Genomic DNA, 17,157 nt, shown 5'->3' on the forward strand with positions numbered 1-17,157 from the left:
TGGGATCAGGGCATGTTGCGGCGGCCGCCGATCACCATCTTGACGCGATTGACTCCCGCCCCGCCCAACCCCGCGGGCGCGCCGCCCGGACGGTAGAAGCGATAGAACTGCAGCACCGTGCTGACATATTGCTGGGTCTCGGGGAAAGGCGGAATCTTGTTGTTGTAGCGTTGCACCGCGCCCTCGCCCGCGTTGTACGCGGCCAGCACCAGCTCGAGGTCGTTGGGGAACAGCTCCATCAGCCAGCGCAGGTAGCGCACGCCGGCCGAGATATTGGTGCGCGGGTCGGCCAGTTTCTGCTCGACCGTGCGCCGGGCATCGGCGCTCACGCCAAAGCGCGCGCCGGTGTCGGGAATCACCTGCATCAGCCCGATCGCGCCCTTGGGCGAGACCGCGCCTGCGTTGAAGCCGGACTCTACCGCCATCACTGCCTTGACCAGCGCCGGGTCGACATTCTGCGCCGCCGCGATCTGGCGGATCATGGGCTCGACCGTGGCGATATTGGGATGGTTGACGACATAGCGGTAAAGCTTGTGCGTCTCCAGGTCGATCTGGCTGCCGGCACCGGCTCCGGCGCGGTACGGCAGCGGGCTCTTGAGCTCGCCACCATTCTTCATGAACAGCGTGTAGCGCTCGTCCAGCTTCTCGTCCGAGAAATGCGCCACGCCGTCGTCGTCGATATAGCCGTACAGCGCAGCGTGGGCCGCTGGCATGAAGCCCAGGCCGGCCAAGCCGGCCAGCAGCATGCCGGCGGCAATCCATTGCCGCGCGCGGTTGCTGCCAGGTCTGGTCTTAGCCATCGGGACTCCTTGCGTCATGCGGGTATCGAACGGTTCGATTCGTGCCGCCTAGATATCGGCGATCACCTCGTTGCCGCGCTCCTCGAGCCAGGTGCGCCGCTGCGCGGCCTCGCCCTTGCCCATCAGCATATTCATCACGCCCACGGTCTGCGGCAGGTCGAAATGGCCGAGCGCCACCGGCAACAGGCGGCGCGTGTCGGGATTCATGGTGGTTTCCCACAGCTGCTCGGCATTCATCTCGCCCAGGCCCTTGAAGCGCGAGATCTGCCAGCCGCCTTCCTTGATGCCATCCTTCATCAGCTTGTCCTGGATGGCCACCAGCTCACCGTCGTCCAGCGCATAGAGCTTCTGGGCCGGCTTCTTGCCGCGCGCCGGCGCATCCACCCGGAAAAGCGGCGGGCGGGCCACGCACACGTTGCCGTTGTCGATCAGCCTGGGGAAATGCTTGAAGAACAAGGTCAGTAATAGCACCTGGATGTGCGCACCGTCCACGTCAGCGTCGGACAAGATACAGATCTTTCCGTAGCGCAGGTTGGACAGGTCGGGCTCATCGTTGGGGCCGTGCGGGTCCACGCCGATTGCCACCGCGATGTCGTGCACCTCGTTATTGGCGAACAGGCGGTCGCGCTCGGTCTCCCAGGTGTTGAGCACCTTGCCGCGCAGCGGCAGGATGGCCTGGAACTCCTTGTCGCGCCCCATCTTGGCCGAGCCGCCGGCGGAGTCGCCCTCGACCAGGAAGAGTTCATTGCGGGTGACGTCGGTGGATTCGCAGTCGGTCAGCTTGCCCGGCAGCACGGCTACGCCGGAACCCTTCTTCTTTTCCACCTTCTGCGCCGCGCGCGTGCGCGCCTGCGCCTGGCGGATCACCAGCTCGGCGAGCTTCTTGCCGTACTCGACGTGATGGTTGAGCCACAGCTCCAGCGCGGGACGGCTGAAGGTGGACACCAGCTTCACCGCGTCGCGGCTGTTCAAGCGCTCCTTGATCTGGCCCTGGAACTGCGGGTCCAGCACCTTGGCGGACAGCACGAACGAGGCACGGGCGAACACGTCCTCGCTCATCAGCTTCACGCCTTTGGGCTGCAGCGCGTGCATCTCGATAAAGCTCTTGACCGCCTGGAACAGGCCTTCGCGCAGGCCGGACTCGTGCGTGCCGCCAGCCGGCGTGGGAATCAGGTTGACATAGGACTCGCGCACCGGCGCGCCATCTTCGGTCCACGCCACCACCCAGGAAGCGCCCTCGCCCTCGGCGAAGCCATCTTCCGCCGGGTTGGCGTCCGGGTCGGCGAAGTGCTCGCCTTCGAACATCGGCACCACCAGCTCGGCGCCGCTGCCCTGCGCCAGCGCTTCCACCAGGTAGCCCTTGAGGCCCTGCTCGTACTGCCAGGTCTGGCGCTCGCCGTTTTTCTCTTGCAGCAGCGTGACCTTGACGCCGGGCAGCAGCACCGCCTTGCTGCGCAGCAGCCGCTGCAGCTCGGCCATCGGGATCGCGGCCGAATCGAAGTACTTCGCATCGGGCCAGACCTGCACCCGCGTGCCGCCCTTCTTCTCGCCGCGCTCGAGCTTGCGCGTGGCCAGCGGCACGGTGACATCGCCGCCGGAGAAGGTCAGCGTGGAGCAGTTGCCGTCACGCCATACGGTCACGTCGAGGCGGGTCGACAGCGCATTGGTAACGGAGACGCCCACACCGTGCAGGCCACCCGAGAAGGCATAGGCACCGCCCTTGCCCTTGTCGAACTTGCCGCCCGCGTGCAGGCGCGTGAACACGATTTCCACCACCGGGACCTGCTCTTCGGGATGGATGCCGACCGGGATGCCGCGGCCATCGTCCTCGACGCTGATGCTGCCGTCGCGATGCAGGGTGACCATGATCTCGGAGCCGTGGCCGCCCAGGGCCTCGTCGGAGGCATTGTCGATCACCTCCTGCACGATGTGCAGGGGATTGTCGGTACGGGTGTACATGCCGGGTCGTTGCTTGACCGGCTCCAGGCCCTTCAGGACCCGGATGGAGGATTCGCTGTACTGACTGATTTTGCTCGCCATGGAGTCGCTTGCTTAGTGGGATTCTCGGCCAGCCTTGGCGGGGGCGCGGTTGCCGCACGCCAGCCAGGGGGGCCGGGCAGCCTGCATTGTAATGGAAGCGGGTAGCCGTCTTGATGCCAATCGTCACCAGCAATTGCCGTGCGCGATTCGGCACATCCGGGGTCGCGGGCGGCATCGGAGTGACGCCCGACGTCCTCCCGGGATGCGGGGTACACTCGCTCGCACCGGCGTGGCCAAGGCGGTTCCGGACCGCGCCGACAAAACTAAAACAGCACTACGCACACCGAGCCAGGATGCAGGACGCCATGCAGAACACGATTCAACACACACCAAGAAAACCACTCTCCCTCACAACCGTATTGATTTGCGGTGGCCTGCTCGTCACCTTGTCGATGGGCATCCGGCACGGCTTCGGCCTGTTCAACCTGCCGATCACGCAGACCCACGGCTGGAGCCGCGAGACCTTTGCCTTCGCGCTGGCGCTGCAAAACCTGATGTGGGGCGTGACCCAGCCGTTCACGGGCGCGCTGGCCGACAAGTTCGGCGGCTTGCGCATCATGCTGGTCGGTATTGCGCTATACGTGGCGGGCCTGGTCGTGATGGCCATGGCCACCTCCGGCACCGCCTTCGCCTCTGGCGCCGGCATCCTGATCGGCATTGCGCAGTCCGGCACCACCTACAGCGTGGTGTACGGCGTGATTGGCCGCGTGGCCAGCCCCGAGAAGCGCGTGTGGGCCATGGGCATCGCGGCGGCCGCGGGCTCGTTCGGGCAGTTCCTGATGATCCCGGTGGAGCAGACGCTGATCTCGACTGCCGGCTGGCAGAACGCGTTGTTCATCCTGGCGGTGCTGGCTTGCCTGATGCTGCCGCTGGCCTTCAGCCTGCGCGAGCCGCAGGGCGCGACGCACGCGCCCGGCTTCCAGCAGACCATCGGCCAGGCCGTGCGCGAAGCGTTCGGCAACCGCAACTTCCAGTTGCTCACGCTGGGCTACTTCGTCTGCGGCTTCCAGGTGGTGTTCATCGGCGTGCATCTGGCGCCCTATCTCAAGGACCGGGGCCTGACCGACCCGAAGATCGCGACCGTGGCGCTGGCGCTGATCGGGCTGTTCAATGTGTTCGGAACCTATAGCGCGGGCGCGTTGGGGCAGCGTGTGCCCAAGCGCTTCCTGCTTTCGCTGATCTACATCACCCGGTCCGTGGTGATTGCCGGCTACCTGCTGCTGCCGCTCACGGCTACCAGCACCTGGGTGTTCGCCGCGATGATGGGTTTCCTGTGGCTGTCCACGGTGCCGCTGACCAACGGCATCATCGCGCAGGTGTTTGGCGTGCAGTACCTGTCGATGCTGTCGGGCGTGGTGTTTTTCTCGCACCAGATCGGCAGCTTCCTAGGTGCGTGGCTGGGTGGCTTCCTGTATGACCGGACCGGCACCTACAGCACGGTCTGGATGATCGCGATCGGGCTGGGCGTAGTGGCCGCCCTGGTCAACCTGCCGATCCGCGAGCATGCGATCGCGCGGCCGCAAGGGGCCGCGGCATGATCACGGCACGCCCCGCCGGCCTTGCGCTTCGGGCAGCAGGCTTCGCGGCGCTGGCCGGGGTGCTGGCGCTGGCCTTCATGGCCTACCTGCGGCCGGCTTTCATGGTGGATCTGACGAACATGGTGCTCGCCTGGTGCGGGTGAAGGGACGCGAGGACTAACAATCGCCCGTTGTTCCTCCCCCCGCGTGCTGGAAAAAACCGTAGCTCCGCTTCTAGTGGCTCCTAGCTAAGCCACCCCACTCCCCGGCCCTCTCCCCCTGAGGGGAGAGGGAGAGACAGCCGTCGTCATGGCAAGCGGTGCTGGCCTTACGGCGCCTCGGCCTTGGTCTTGGCTTCCAGCACTTCCCAGCGCTCCAGCGCCTCCAGCAGTTCCAGGTCGATCTCATCGTGGCGGGCCGCCAGCTGCGCGGCCTTGCCCGCGTCGCTCACATACAGCGAGCCGTCCGCCAGCTGTGCGCCAACGGCCTTTTGCTCGCTTTCCAGCGAAGCGATACGCTCCGGCAGCGTGTCCAGCTCGCGCTGTTCCTTGTACGACAGCTTGACCAGGCGGTTGGCCGCGCGGGCTTCGCGCGGCTTCGTGCTTTCCGCGGCGGCCTTGCCCTCGCCACCGCGCGCGTCCTGCATGGCCGCGCTGCGCGCCGACTGGACCTGCCAGTCGGAGTAGCCGCCCACGTACTCGCGCCAGCGCCCGTCGCCTTCGGCGGCGATGGTGGAGGTCACCACGTTGTCCAGGAAGGCCCGGTCGTGGGACACCAGGAACACAGTGCCGCTGTAGTCCTGCAGCAGTTCTTCAAGCAGTTCCAGCGTGTCGATGTCGAGGTCGTTGGTCGGCTCGTCCAGCACCAGCACATTGGCCGGGCGCGCGAACAGGCGCGCCAGCAGCAGGCGGTTGCGCTCGCCGCCGGACAGCGACTTGACCGGCGAGCGCGCGCGTTCCGGCGCGAACAGGAAATCGCTGAGGTAGCTCATGACGTGCTTGCGCTGGCCGTTGATCTCGACCCAGTCACTGCCAGGGCTGATGGTATCGGCCAGCGAGCGCTCCAGGTCCAGCTGCGTGCGCATCTGGTCGAAATACGCCACCTGCATGTTGCTGCCGTTCTTGACCGTACCGGCATCCGGCGCCAGCTCGCCCAGGATCAGGCGCAGCAGCGTGGTCTTGCCCGCGCCATTGGCGCCGATCAGGCCGACCTTGTCGCCGCGCATGATGGTGCCGGTGAAGTCGCGCACCACCATCTTGTTGCCAAAGGCTTTGCTGACATCCGTCAACTCGGAAACGATCTTGCCCGAGCGCTCGCCTTGCGACACTTCCAGCTTGACGTTGCCCTGCACGTCGCGGCGCGCCGCGCGGTCCGTTCGCATCGTCTCCAGGCGCTGGATACGCGCCACGCTACGCGTGCGGCGCGCTTCCACGCCCTTGCGGATCCAGACTTCTTCCTGCGCCAGCAGCTTGTCGAACTTGGCCTGCTCGACCTGCTCGGCGGCCAGCAGCTCGGCCTTGCGCGCCTGATAGGCGGCGAAGTTGCCAGGAAAGGAAATCAGCCGGCCACGGTCGAGTTCGATGATGCGGGTGGCCACGCGGTCCAGGAAGGCGCGATCGTGGGTGATCAGCAGCACGCTGCCACGGAAGGCCAGCAGCAGGTCTTCCAGCCAGCGGATCGCTTCCACGTCCAGGTGGTTGGTCGGTTCGTCCAGCAGCAGGATGTCGGGCTCGGCCACCAGGGCCTGCGCCAGCGCCACGCGCTTTTGCATGCCGCCAGATAGCGCATCCACGCGCACATCGGCGCTCAGGCTGAGTTGCGCCAGCGTGGTCTCGACCCGCGTGCGCAAACCCCAGGCACCGGCGGCGTCGACTTCCGACTGCAGGCGGTGCAGCTCGGCCAGCGAATCCTCGTCGTGGTTGTCGTCCAGCCCCGCCAGTGCTGCCTCGTAGGCGACCAGCAGGTCGTGGATCTTGCCCAGGCCCTGGGACACGGCGTCGAACACGGTCACACCCGCCTCGAACTGCGGCTCTTGCGGCACATACGCCGAGGTCACGCCGCTCTGGCGCGCGATCAGGCCATCGTCCGGCGCGGACAGGCCGGCCACGATCTTGAGCAGCGACGACTTGCCGGTGCCGTTGCGGCCAATCAGGCCGACGCGCTCGCCGGCTTCCAGCGAGAAGTCGGCATGGTCGAGCAAGGCCACATGCCCGAAGGCAAGCTGGGCGTCGGAAATCGAAAACAGGGCCATGGGAGCAATACGAAAGGAGACAGCGAAAAGGAGGCAGTTCAAGGGGGCAGTTCAAGCGGCTTGAACCTGCGGCCGCGCGCCGGCGTCGGACAGCAACCGGGCGGCGGGGTGCCAGGTAGCCGGCATTGTAGACCACCGGCGCCCGCCCTCGCCGGAGGCGGCGCAAACCCCTGGCCTGCGGCCGCCACAAAAAAAAGAAGGGCCCGCGCTCGCGCGGGCCCAAGAGTCTCTCCTCGGTGCCCTGCTCGCAAGGCACGGAAAGGAGCATAGCAAGCGCCCCGGGCTGCCTCTAGTCGTACAAGTCCGTAAGGGAAAGCCCCGTCAACGCCCCCTGCGGCGCGGCTCTTGCACGTCTGCCACGCGCCTGTTGCGCGCCGCGCAACACCCCCCGGCGTGACGATTGCCGGACCGCTTTCCCCCATGGAACAATGGCCGGCGGCCGGCAGGCCGCAGCACAACGGCAGCAATACAAGAACCGGTCCGAACCGGTGAGAGGCGACCCAACGCCAATTCCGCTTGATGCCTTTTTCTTTGTACGGGGAACTCCATGATCCATCCGCGTGCGCAGCGCTTGCCGCTGCTGCTTGTGCTATCGACCCTGCTTTCGCTTTCACTCGCCGTTGTCGCCATGCCCGCCGCCGCGCAGTCCGGCAGCACGCCAGTGCTGCAGCGCATCGAACAGACCGGCGTGCTGCGCATCGCCCACCGCGAGAGCTCGGTGCCGTTCTCCTTCGTGGCCGACGGCAAGCCCTACGGCTATGCCATCGACCTGTGCCTGCGGGTGGCCGACGCCCTGCGCGGCGCGCTCCGGCTCCCAGGCCTCAAAGTGGAATTCGTTCCTGTCACGCCGGCCAGCCGCATCGCCGCCATCGTCGACGGCAAGGCCGATCTCGAATGCGGCTCCACCACCAACAACCGCGAGCGGCGCGCGCAGGTTGCTTTCACCATTGCACACTACATCGCCGGCAGCCGCATGCTGGTCAAGACCGACTCCGGCATCCGCAAGCTGGGCGACCTGCGCGGCAAGACGGTTGTCTCCACGGTGGGCACCACGTCGCTCGCGGTAGTGCGCCAGATCAACGGCTCCGGCGCCATGCAGATCCACGTGGTGGAAGCCAAGGACCACGCCGAGGCGTTCGCCATGGTCGAGCAAGGCAAGGCCGACGCCTTCGTGATGGACGACGTGCTGCTCTACGGCCTGCGCGCCAATGCGCGCGACCCGGCCCGCTACACCGTCACCAACGAGCTGCTGACGATCGAGCCCTACGCCATCATGCTGTCGAAACAGGACGCCGAGTTCAAGCGGCTGGTGGACAAGATCCTGGTCGCCTCCATCTATTCGCTCGATACCCAGAAGCTCTACAAGAAATGGTTCCAGTCGCCGATCCCGCCGCAAGGGGTCAACCTCGACATCCCGATGAGCTACCTGCTGCGCGATTCCTTCAAGTTCCCCAGCGACAAGGTCGCCGACTGAGCGCGCGTCCGCAACGGCGCAACTCGTGCGAAGATGGCGGCCCAGCCGCTTTTTCCGCACGCTTTGCGTCGGGTGCCGCACCATGTCCCGCCCCATGTCCATCACGCCCCTGAAGCTGACCGATCTCTCCGTCTCCGCCCTGGTCGCCGGGCTGATCGCCATGCTGACCGGCTACACCAGTTCGCTGGTGCTGATGATCCAGGCCGGCCAGGCCGCCCACTTGTCGGACGCGCAAGTCGCTTCGTGGATCTGGGCGTTGTCCATCGGCATGGGCGTGACCACCATCGGGCTGTCCCTGTTGACGCGGGCGCCCATCGTCGTTGCCTGGTCCACCCCTGGCGCCGCCCTGCTGATCGCCAGCCTTCCCGGCGTTCCCTACGCGCAAGCCATCGGCGCCTTCGTCATGGCGGCGGTGCTGATGACCGCCGCCGGCATGACCGGCTGGTTCGACAAACTGATGCGCGCGCTGCCGGCCAGCATTGCCTCAGCGCTGCTCGCCGGCATCCTGTTCCGCATCAGCGTCGACGTGTTCGTGCAAGCCCAGCATCAGACCCTGCTGCTGCTGGTGATGTTCGCGCTGTACCTGCTGGGCAAGCGCTTCTGGCCGCGCTACGCGGTGCCGGGCGTGCTGCTGGCGGGCGTGGCGCTGGCCGGCGCGCTTGGCCAGCTGCATTTCGAATCGTTCCATTTCGCGCTGGCCAAGCCGGTGTGGACCACGCCGGCGTTCTCGCTGCGAGCCTTCGTCAGCATCGCGGTACCGTTGTTCATCGTGGCGCTGGCGTCACAGAATATTCCCGGGCTGGCGGTGCTGCGCGCCGACGGCTATCACGTACAGGCCTCGCCGCTGATCACCGTCACTGGTGTCGCCTCCGCCCTGCTCGCCCCGTTCGGCTCGCACGGCATCAACCTGGCGGCCATTACCGCGGCCATCTGCACCGGCGCGCAAGCGGATCCCGACCGCAACCGGCGCTATACAGCAGCGGTGGTTTGTGGCATCGGCTATCTGGTTGCGGGCGCGCTGGCAGCCAGCATCGCCGCGCTGTTCGCGGCGTTCCCCAAAGCGCTGGTCGTTGCGGTGGCCGCGTTTGCCTTGCTCGGCTCCATCGCCAGCGGCCTGACCACGGCCATGCAAACGCCGGCCGAGCGCGAATCCGCCCTGCTGACATTCATGATCACCGCCTCAGGCATGACGCTGGCCGGCGTGGGGTCGGCCTTCTGGGGTGTGGTGGGCGGCATGCTGGCGCTGATCGTCTTGCGACCGCGTACTGCCGCCAAGGCTGGGTAAGCGCGAGCGCTTACAGCAGCAGGAAAGCAATGTCCGCGGCGCCGATCCCGGAGACCGGTGTGCCCTTGCGCCGCTGGAACAGGATGTGCTGCAGCACCCGGTCGCGGTGCTCGGCAAACGTGGCGGGATCAAAGCGCAGCGCGGTGAGCGCATAGTGCTCGGAGAGCAGCTTGTAGACCCGGTGGCGCACCATCAGCATCTCGCTCTCGGCGCGCAGGCGGCTAATCTCGCCAGCGTTACCCTCCTCCAGCTGCCGCATGCCGACCACCACGCGCGCATGCATGCCACGGTAGCGATCCAGCTCGCCGTGCGCCTTGCACAACTCCTCGCGCAGCGCCCTCACTTCCTGCTGGAGCTTCAGGTTGTGCTGCACGCCTCGCTGTATGCGCGACGCCTCTTCCAGTGCCACATCCGCTGCGGCAATCGTGTTCTGCCAGAGCCCCTGACCCGTCGTCTGGCCATCCACCTGCGGCCACACGGTCTGAACCTCATCCTCGCCTTTCATGACGCTCCCCTGCAAACCTGACTCACCCGCCGCTGGCTTTATCACGACTGCCAGCTGGTCGGGGCTACCGCGACCACCCCACGACACGACTCCGGACTGCCGGCGCCTGGACGGCGCGCTTCTACCTCGATTGAAGATGGCATCTCCGCAAGGAACAACCACCCGAAAGGAGGGATCACCAGCCCGCAAAGCGGCATCGAGCATGCTTTGCACTGTACACCCGGAAAGGCCCGCCGGGCAGCTATGGGAAAATGTGGCCCCAGCGACAGCCAACGTGAAGAACCCATCCATGAATGCCTATGTACTACTGGCCCTCGCCATCGCGGCCGAAGTCATTGCCACCAGCAGCCTCAAGGCCGCCGAGAATTTCACGCGCCTATGGCCAAGCGTGCTGGTCGTGGCCGGCTATGTCAGCGCCTTCTTCCTGCTGATGCAGGTCATGAAGACCGTGCCCGTGGGCATCGCCTACGCGATCTGGTGCGGCGCGGGGATCGTGCTCGTGACGCTGATTTCCAGCGTGCTGTACCGGCAAGTGCCGGATCTGGCGGCCTGGGTGGGGATCGGGCTGATTATTGCGGGAGTGGCGGTGATTCAGCTGTTTTCGAAGATGGGGACGCATTGAGACGCATGCGCCGCGCGGCGGCAAGCCTCTGCATTTCAACCGGGGGAGCTTTGATGGACCGCTGAGACCCGTGGGGTGGTCCCGCCGGCAGGAATCGAACCTGCATTTCACGCTTAGGAGGCGCGTGTTCTATCCATTGAACTACGGCGAGAGGATAGACACTCCCGGATCGGTGAGTGCGCCTTGGCGGCGCGGATCCCGGAGCAGGCCGGAGTATATCAAAATCCTCACCGCCCAAGAAACGCGCCACTCCCCATTCAGCACTCGCCTTTCTTGGCGTGCCCCGGGGGACAGTGATAGCCCTTGTCTTTCTTGCCATACCCGCCGTCGCCGCGTCCGTCCCAGCGCTCGGGCATCAACACCCAGCCACCGCTGGCCTGCACCCAGCGCGGCGCCTCGTAGACGTAGCCGGCGCGCTCGCGCTCCCATTTGCCCTTTTTCCATTTGTGCTTGTGGCCGCGATCGTCCCAATCCCAGTAGCCGGGGGCCCAGACGTAGCCGGGACGCGCAACCGGGACGGCTTCATAGACGGGGGCGGGCGGCGGAACACCAATCGCCACATTGATTGACACCTGGGCCAGCGCCGCCGGCGCCACGCCCAACCCACCCGCAAAGCCCGCTACTGCTGCCGCGCACAACAGAATCTTTCGCATATTGTTCTCTCGCTTGCCTGTGTTGTTCAGGAGCGAGAATAGCCTGACCCGGAACTTCTGGCTGTTAGCAAAGGTATCCATGGATGACTTTTGTCGCGCGAAGGAAACGCAGCGGCGTGGCGAGGCGAGGCGCGGTTAGCAGAACCGCCAGCCCCACAAACGAGAAGCCCGCCAGGAAACTGGCGGGCTGGTTGCGGACGGTCCGGACCTTCCAGGTCAACGCCGGCGCTATCGCGGCAACAGTCGTTGCAAGCAGCGTTTCCCATGATTCCGCCCATCACGCGGACGTCCCTCCGGACCACCCGGAGAGTCGAAGGAAAGCTGGCACTGACGCCGACTGCCGCGATATCAGCGGCTAGCAGCACTTAAAGCAAAGCGCCGAGGAAGGTCAGCGGGTATTCCAGGTCCGCCACCTTGCCGGGCAACCGTGTGCCCGACGGCTTCAGTATAGGCAGGCAGCCTACGGATGCAACTTTGAATGCGGCAGGGGTAAATGCCTCGAAAAGTGCGCGATAGCACGCAAAATCTCGTGCTTCAGCCGCATATCGGCCTCAGAAAGGAATTCCTATCGCAGTGCAACAAACTTACTTTTGTTTCTGCTATAATTCGCGCCGTGAGTTCGCACTGTGAGTTGTGCAACACGTCAGCCGGGTTCTTCCGGCAGGCGATACCGCCCCCGCTCTCAAGCTCTGCTCCCCGGTCCCGCCGACTGGCCTGCTTTATGTTGCCGCGCTGTTTGCTGCATCAAGGCCAAGTGGTGATACCCGACAGAACGCATTTCTCACCGACGTCGCCTCGTCTCCGATCCTGTTGAATAGCTCTATAGAGCTGTTTGCCTGCCAGGGACTGCCGCCCGGCCTTGTGCCCGGTGTCACCCTGCCTGCCGCCGTACTGCCAGCTGTGTCTGTCGTAACGGCCTCACCGATTGGCGCCGAAGCCTTTTTAAGACTTTGCACTGCGCCCGCCCCTGTTCGCTAGTTCGGCATGGGGTGCCATGCATTTAAAGAAAATTACGACATGACCCAGCACGACATTCGTGCGGAGCAAGATTTTGCCTCCGCCGCCGACGCATCGATCGAAGCCGCAGCCATCGCCACCCCCGCTATCCAGGAACCGAGCCCGCTCGACAAGCTCGACGCCATCCTCAGCCCGGAAGCCGCCGTGGCGGCGCCTGCCGCTGTTGCCATCGATGCCGAAAACGGCTTCGCCAAGCTCGGCCTCGAAGAAGCCATTCTTCGCGCCCTGGTTGAACTGAACTACACCACCCCGACCCCGGTGCAGGCACAAGCGATCCCCGCCTTCCTGGCTGGCCGCGACCTGCTGGTGTCGAGCCAGACCGGCTCGGGCAAGACCGGCGCCTTTATCCTGCCGGCGATCCAGCGCATCAGCGAGAAGGCTTCGCCGAATCGCCCGCGTTCGGACGATCCGGTCAAGCGCATGAAGGGCAAGCGCCCCCGTCCGTCGCCGGCGCAACCCGCGCTGCTGGTGCTGACCCCGACCCGCGAACTGGCCCTGCAGGTTACCGAAGCCACCGCCAAGTACGGCCGCCACCTGCGCCGCATCGTCTGCGCCAGCATCCTGGGCGGCATGCCTTACCCGAAGCAGCTCGCCGCGCTGTCCAAGATGCCTGACATCCTGGTCGCTACCCCGGGCCGCCTGCTGGACCACGTTGAAGCCGGCCGTATCGACCTGTCGCAGCTGGACATGCTGGTGTTCGACGAGGCCGACCGCATGCTCGACATGGGCTTCGCCGACGACATCGACGCCATCGTTGCCGCTACCCCGGCCACCCGCCAGACGCTGATGTTCTCGGCCACGCTGGACGGCCGCATCGCCCAGCTGGCTTCGCGTCAGCTGCGCGATCCGCAACGCATCGAAATCGCCGCGACCCGCGCCGACCAAAGCAATATCGAACAGCGCCTGCACTTCACCGACGACATGTCGCACAAGGAAAAGCTGCTGGACCACCTGCTGCGCGACACCACGCTCAAGCAAGCCATCGTCTTCACCGCGACCAAGCGCGATGCCGATTCGCTGGCCGAGCGCCTGTCGGACACCGGCTTCGCAGCCGGCGCGCTGCACGGCGACATGACCCAGGGCGCGCGTAACCGCACGCTGACCTCGCTGCGCCGCGGCAACCTGCGCATCCTGGTGGCAACCGACGTGGCCGCACGCGGCATCGATGTGCCCGACATCACCCACGTGGTCAACTTCGACCTGCCCAAGCAAGCGGAAGACTACGTCCACCGTATCGGCCGTACCGGCCGTGCTGGCCGCTCGGGCGTCGCCATCAACCTGGTGAACCACGGCGACATGTTCCAGTGGAAGCGCATCGAGCGCTTCACCAACAACCGTGTCGACGCATCGGTGATCGAAGGCCTGGAGCCGCGTCGCTCGCCGAAGCCGCGTTCGGGCTTCGCCGGCAAGCCGGGTGGTGACCGCGGTGGCTACCGTGGCAACAGCAATGGCGGCGGCTATCGCGGTGGTGAAAACCGCAGCTTTGGCGACCGCAAGTTCGGCGGCGGCGAAAGCCGCGGCTTCGGCAGCCGTGACGGCGCCCCGCGTCCCGCAGGCGATCGCCCGTTCGGCGACCGTGACGGCAACCGTGGCTTCGGCGACCGTAGCGGCCTGGGCAACCCCAATGGCAACAGCACCGGCTATCGTGGCCAGGGCGGCCAGGGCGCAGCCGGCGGCCAGCGCAGCTTCAACAACGAAGGCGGCGGCTACCGTGGCGGCGACAATCGTGGCTTCGGCAATCGTGACGGCGCGGCTCCCCGCAGCTTCGGCGACGGCAATCGTGGCGGCTTTGGCGGCGGTGCAGCCGGCAATGGCGGCAACGGTGGCTACCGTGGCGGCGAAGGCCGCAGCTTCGGCAACCGCGATGGCAACCGTGATGGCGCCCCCCGCAGCTTCGGCGGCGGTCAGCGCAACGGCAACGGCAACACCGGCGGCCGCTCGCGTTTCGAGCGTTAATTCGGCAGGCTGAACAGGTTCACCGCTTAGGCGGTGATCTCTCGCAAAGCCAAAGAAAAAGGCACCTTCGGGTGCCTTTTTCTTTGGCTTTGGCCGCCTCAACCAACGGCGCTCGCCACGGGCAACCAGCGCCCCGCTACATCGAACAACTGCGAAAACCGACGAACGCGAAATCGTCCTCGGGCAGCAGCGCCATGCGCGCGCGCGCATGACGCTGGCGCGCCGGGCTGGCGAAAGACGTGCTCCGTACCGCCTGGTGGCTGGCAAAGCAGTACACGTATTCCATATCGGTGGGGTCCGCCTCGAATCCCGCGTAGGGCTCGTACGGCGTCGCCGTCCACTCGCGCACCATGCCCCAGCGCAGGCCGCCCCGATCCTGGACCGCCGCCAGCTCCCATTCCGTTTCCGTGGGCAGGCGCCGGCCTGCCCAGGCGCACCAGGCTTGCGCCTCGAACAGGCTGACGTGACGTACCGCCTCGTCAGGGTTCAACGTGCGCAGACTGCCGAAGCGCAAGGCCATCCAGGCCCGCGACTCAGAATGGCGGGCCCAGTAACGTGGCGCCGAGCGATCCTGCATCATCAGCCACTGGCGCCCCGCCGCCGACCACCACGACGCGCGCTCGTAGCCGCCGTCCTCTACGAAATCGAGGAACTGCGCATTGCTGACCGGCGCGGCATCCATCTCGAAAGCTGGCACATAGGTAGGCTGCGGCGGCAACTCGTCGGGCAGCGCGAAACCATCCGGCGTGTTCCAGCCCTGGATGAAACGCCCGCCGGGAAACTGCAAGGTACCGCCGTGCGGCACCGATACCGACGGCAGGACGACCGCAGGCTCCACCGGGGCAACGCCCAGCGCCTGCAGCAGAGCGGCGATGGCCTCGCCCTGGCGGTCCTCGTGAAACAGCGCGCGGCGCCAGGCATAGAGCGTGTTATCGCCATCGTCGGGTTGCGCCGCCAGCCGGCGCAGGACGGCATCGAGCACGTCGGCGGCGTAGCGCTTGACCACGGCCACGTCGGGCAGCGTGACCTCCCAGCGGGCATCGGGATCGATGCGATCGGGATCGAACCACTCGTCGGCACCGGGCAGCAGCGACGGCACACTGGCCACCTGCAGCCAGGCGCCATCGCGCTCGAGCGTGCGCACGTCGCGCAGGCACCACCATTCGGCGTGCCAGGCCACATGCCCGAGCGTCCACAACGGCGGGTCGGCAAAATCCTGGCGAGGCACCTCCCAGCCACGCCGGGTCTGGCCAAAAGCGGCCAGCCAGGCCAGGGTGCGGTTGCGCGCTTCCACCAGCGCCTGCGCCAGGCCTTCGCGCGGCAGCCGCCGGGCATCGGCCCAGACGGCCTTGCCGCCGTTGAAATGAAGGTCGGGAAGCATGGAAAAGCCGCTCATCGAACACCCTGCCGGAGAATGGGATTGGCACCCGGTTGCGTGATCCGGCGAGCCGCGTGCGCCATGCGCCGCACCTTTCGCCGGATAGATGCGGGCATTATGACACCAGGCCCAGCCGCCCCCTCGCGGTGGGCCCCGTAGCCTCAGACTTCAGACCCGGGCGTGGAACACCGCGAACCATCCGCGCGGATCGCTCCACCAGACCGGATCGTCGAAGCCCGCAGCCTCGAGCAAGGCAGCGAAGTCGTCAGGGCGGTATTTATACGAATCCTCCGTATGAATCTGCTCGCCCGCGCGGAAGCCGCGGCTACCCTCCGCCCAGTGCACGGTGACCTCGCGCTCAGCTTGCAGGTGCATCTGGATGCGCGACCCCTCGCGGTCGAAGCTGGCCACATGACGCCAGTCCTCAAGCTGAAAGTCGCTGCCCACGATGCGATTCAGGTTGCGCAGCACATTGCGATTGAAGGCGGCGGTCACACCCAGCGGGTCATCATAGGCGGCCACCAGCGCCTGCTCGTCCTTGAGCAGGTCCACGCCAATCAGCACGCCATCCCCCCTGCCCGCCGCGGCCCGCAGCCGCTGCAGCAAGGCCTGCGCCTGGGCTGGTGCGAAATTGCCAATGCTGGATCCTGGATAAAAGAACAGGCGGCGCCCGTGCCTGACCTCGGGCGGCAGATCGAGCGGCACGCACAGGTCGGCGCCCAGGCCAAGCATGGGAATCTGCGGATGCTGCTGCTGCAGGCAGAACAGCGTGCCGCGCAGGAACTCCACCGAGATATCCAGCGCCACGTATTGCGCCGGCTGCAGGCTGCCGAAGAGCCGGGCCGCTTTCTGGCAGTTACCCGCGCCAAGGTCGATCAGCACGCAGCCACTGCCGGCGCGCGCGGCCATGGCGGGAGCAAATGCAGAAAAGACCGCGGCCTCGGTGCGCGTGGGGTAGTACTCGGGCAGGTCGGTAATGGCCTCGAACAGGCGCGAGCCGAGCACGTCGTAGAAGAACTTGGGGCTGATGCTGGCGGCGCCGGCCAGCAGGCCGCGCGTGATCTCGCCGCGTAGCGCGCCGCTGTCCTCATGGTACTGCTGGATGAAATCCAGCCGGGGCACCGGGTTCGGCTGCGCATGGCCGTTGCCGACGACGACGCTGCTGGCGGGGGGGCCGTTGGGTTTCAGGGCCGAGGTGCCGTTGTGATTGGCTTGGGTGTGATTGAGGCGTACGTTCAGTGGATTCAGCGGGGTCGGGACTGCCGGCATGACGTTTCCTTGATGGTCGATGGGCACTGCATAAAACCCCCAGGGGCCCGCACGTCACGGCATGCGCGGGAGTTGCAAGGGATCCGCCTCCGGTGACGTCTGGGGCGCATCAGCCGATGCAAGTCTTCTCAGGATAGCTGGCGAGCGCGGAGTGTGCTTACCGCATTGCACAAAATCCTCAGTGCAGTGAAAACCAGAAAGTGCGCCTTGTTCAACAACAGTTTGCCGCCGCGATGCCGCCGCAATGCCGCCACAGCGCCCCACAAAAAATACGCAGCATCGTTTATAATCCGCCTCAGCGTATCTGCTTCGGGCTCGCCCGGATTGGATCGCCCCTCAAAGGGGAGTAGCTCCGGGGCCATGCCCTTAGCACAATCGTCATTCCGGGAC

The 17,157-nt window shown here is 66.1% G+C and carries 13 protein-coding genes and 1 tRNA gene; 6 read left to right on the plus strand and 8 right to left on the minus strand.

The annotated features are described in order from the left end of the window. Positions 1-5 precede the first annotated feature (5 nt). Both AC1RQK_RS33760 and AC1RQK_RS33765 read right to left on the minus strand, forming a co-directional pair. Positions 6-800 (minus strand): lytic transglycosylase domain-containing protein, encoded by a 795-nt coding sequence (locus AC1RQK_RS33760; protein WP_492376092.1) that lies wholly within the window; start codon positions 798-800, stop codon positions 6-8. 48 nt (positions 801-848) lie between these two features. Further along, complete coding sequence (locus tag AC1RQK_RS33765) at positions 849-2,840, minus strand: DNA topoisomerase IV subunit B (protein WP_492813730.1); 1,992 nt, start codon at positions 2,838-2,840, stop codon at positions 849-851. A 305-nt stretch (positions 2,841-3,145) separates the two neighbouring features. Here AC1RQK_RS33765 and AC1RQK_RS33770 point away from each other — a divergent pair, with 305 nt between their 5' ends. Together AC1RQK_RS33770 and AC1RQK_RS33775 are read left to right on the plus strand one after the other, a co-directional pair. Continuing rightward, positions 3,146-4,378, plus strand: coding sequence for an MFS transporter (locus tag AC1RQK_RS33770; RefSeq protein WP_492813732.1), 1,233 nt, complete (start codon positions 3,146-3,148; stop codon positions 4,376-4,378). Next, positions 4,375-4,521 carry a hypothetical protein gene (locus AC1RQK_RS33775; protein ID WP_174427383.1) on the plus strand — a complete coding sequence of 49 codons (147 nt, stop codon included), beginning with the start codon at positions 4,375-4,377 and terminating at the stop codon, positions 4,519-4,521. Before AC1RQK_RS33770 ends, AC1RQK_RS33775 begins: the two co-directional genes overlap by 4 nt. Before the next feature lie 164 nt (positions 4,522-4,685). Here AC1RQK_RS33775 and AC1RQK_RS33780 read toward each other — a convergent pair whose 3' ends face one another. After that, entirely contained in the window at positions 4,686-6,608 is a 1,923-nt protein-coding gene (locus AC1RQK_RS33780) for an ATP-binding cassette domain-containing protein (RefSeq protein WP_492376088.1), read from the minus strand. A 547-nt stretch (positions 6,609-7,155) separates the two neighbouring features. On the opposite strand from AC1RQK_RS33780, the gene AC1RQK_RS33785 reads away from it, so the two are divergent. Continuing rightward, the gene (locus tag AC1RQK_RS33785) at positions 7,156-8,082 is read left to right on the plus strand and encodes an amino acid ABC transporter substrate-binding protein (RefSeq protein ID WP_492376087.1); all 927 of its coding nucleotides are present in this window, start codon (positions 7,156-7,158) and stop codon (positions 8,080-8,082) included. A gap of 94 nt (positions 8,083-8,176) precedes the next feature. Beyond that, positions 8,177-9,367: a benzoate/H(+) symporter BenE family transporter gene (locus tag AC1RQK_RS33790; protein WP_492813766.1), complete on the plus strand. Its 1,191-nt coding sequence runs from the start codon at positions 8,177-8,179 to the stop codon at positions 9,365-9,367. 10 nt (positions 9,368-9,377) lie between these two features. On the opposite strand, the gene AC1RQK_RS33795 is transcribed toward AC1RQK_RS33790, so the two are convergent. Continuing rightward, positions 9,378-9,872 carry a hypothetical protein gene (locus AC1RQK_RS33795; RefSeq protein WP_492376086.1) on the minus strand — a complete coding sequence of 165 codons (495 nt, stop codon included), beginning with the start codon at positions 9,870-9,872 and terminating at the stop codon, positions 9,378-9,380. A 289-nt stretch (positions 9,873-10,161) separates the two neighbouring features. Here AC1RQK_RS33795 and AC1RQK_RS33800 point away from each other — a divergent pair, with 289 nt between their 5' ends. Beyond that, entirely contained in the window at positions 10,162-10,494 is a 333-nt protein-coding gene (locus AC1RQK_RS33800) for a DMT family transporter (RefSeq protein ID WP_492813768.1), read from the plus strand. Between the two features lie 76 nt (positions 10,495-10,570). Here AC1RQK_RS33800 and AC1RQK_RS33805 read toward each other — a convergent pair. Together AC1RQK_RS33805 and AC1RQK_RS33810 are read right to left on the minus strand one after the other, a co-directional pair. Further along, positions 10,571-10,645 (minus strand) — tRNA-Arg (locus AC1RQK_RS33805). Between the two features lie 106 nt (positions 10,646-10,751). Then, positions 10,752-11,147 (minus strand): YXWGXW repeat-containing protein, encoded by a 396-nt coding sequence (locus AC1RQK_RS33810; RefSeq protein WP_492376095.1) that lies wholly within the window; start codon positions 11,145-11,147, stop codon positions 10,752-10,754. A gap of 1,017 nt (positions 11,148-12,164) precedes the next feature. Here AC1RQK_RS33810 and AC1RQK_RS33815 point away from each other — a divergent pair. Next, a complete protein-coding gene (locus AC1RQK_RS33815) occupies positions 12,165-14,120 on the plus strand; it encodes a DEAD/DEAH box helicase (RefSeq protein ID WP_492376085.1) in 1,956 nt (651 codons plus the stop codon). A gap of 136 nt (positions 14,121-14,256) precedes the next feature. Here the strand turns inward: AC1RQK_RS33815 and AC1RQK_RS33820 are convergent, their stop codons facing one another. Then, entirely contained in the window at positions 14,257-15,516 is a 1,260-nt protein-coding gene (locus AC1RQK_RS33820; RefSeq protein WP_492813736.1) for an SUMF1/EgtB/PvdO family nonheme iron enzyme, read from the minus strand. A 150-nt stretch (positions 15,517-15,666) separates the two neighbouring features. Continuing rightward, positions 15,667-16,767 carry an L-histidine N(alpha)-methyltransferase gene (gene egtD / locus AC1RQK_RS33825; protein WP_492376083.1) on the minus strand — a complete coding sequence of 367 codons (1,101 nt, stop codon included), beginning with the start codon at positions 16,765-16,767 and terminating at the stop codon, positions 15,667-15,669. Positions 16,768-17,157: the final 390 nt, after the last annotated feature.

It is taken from the genome of Cupriavidus sp. GW822-FHT02D05, from assembly GCF_058802485.1.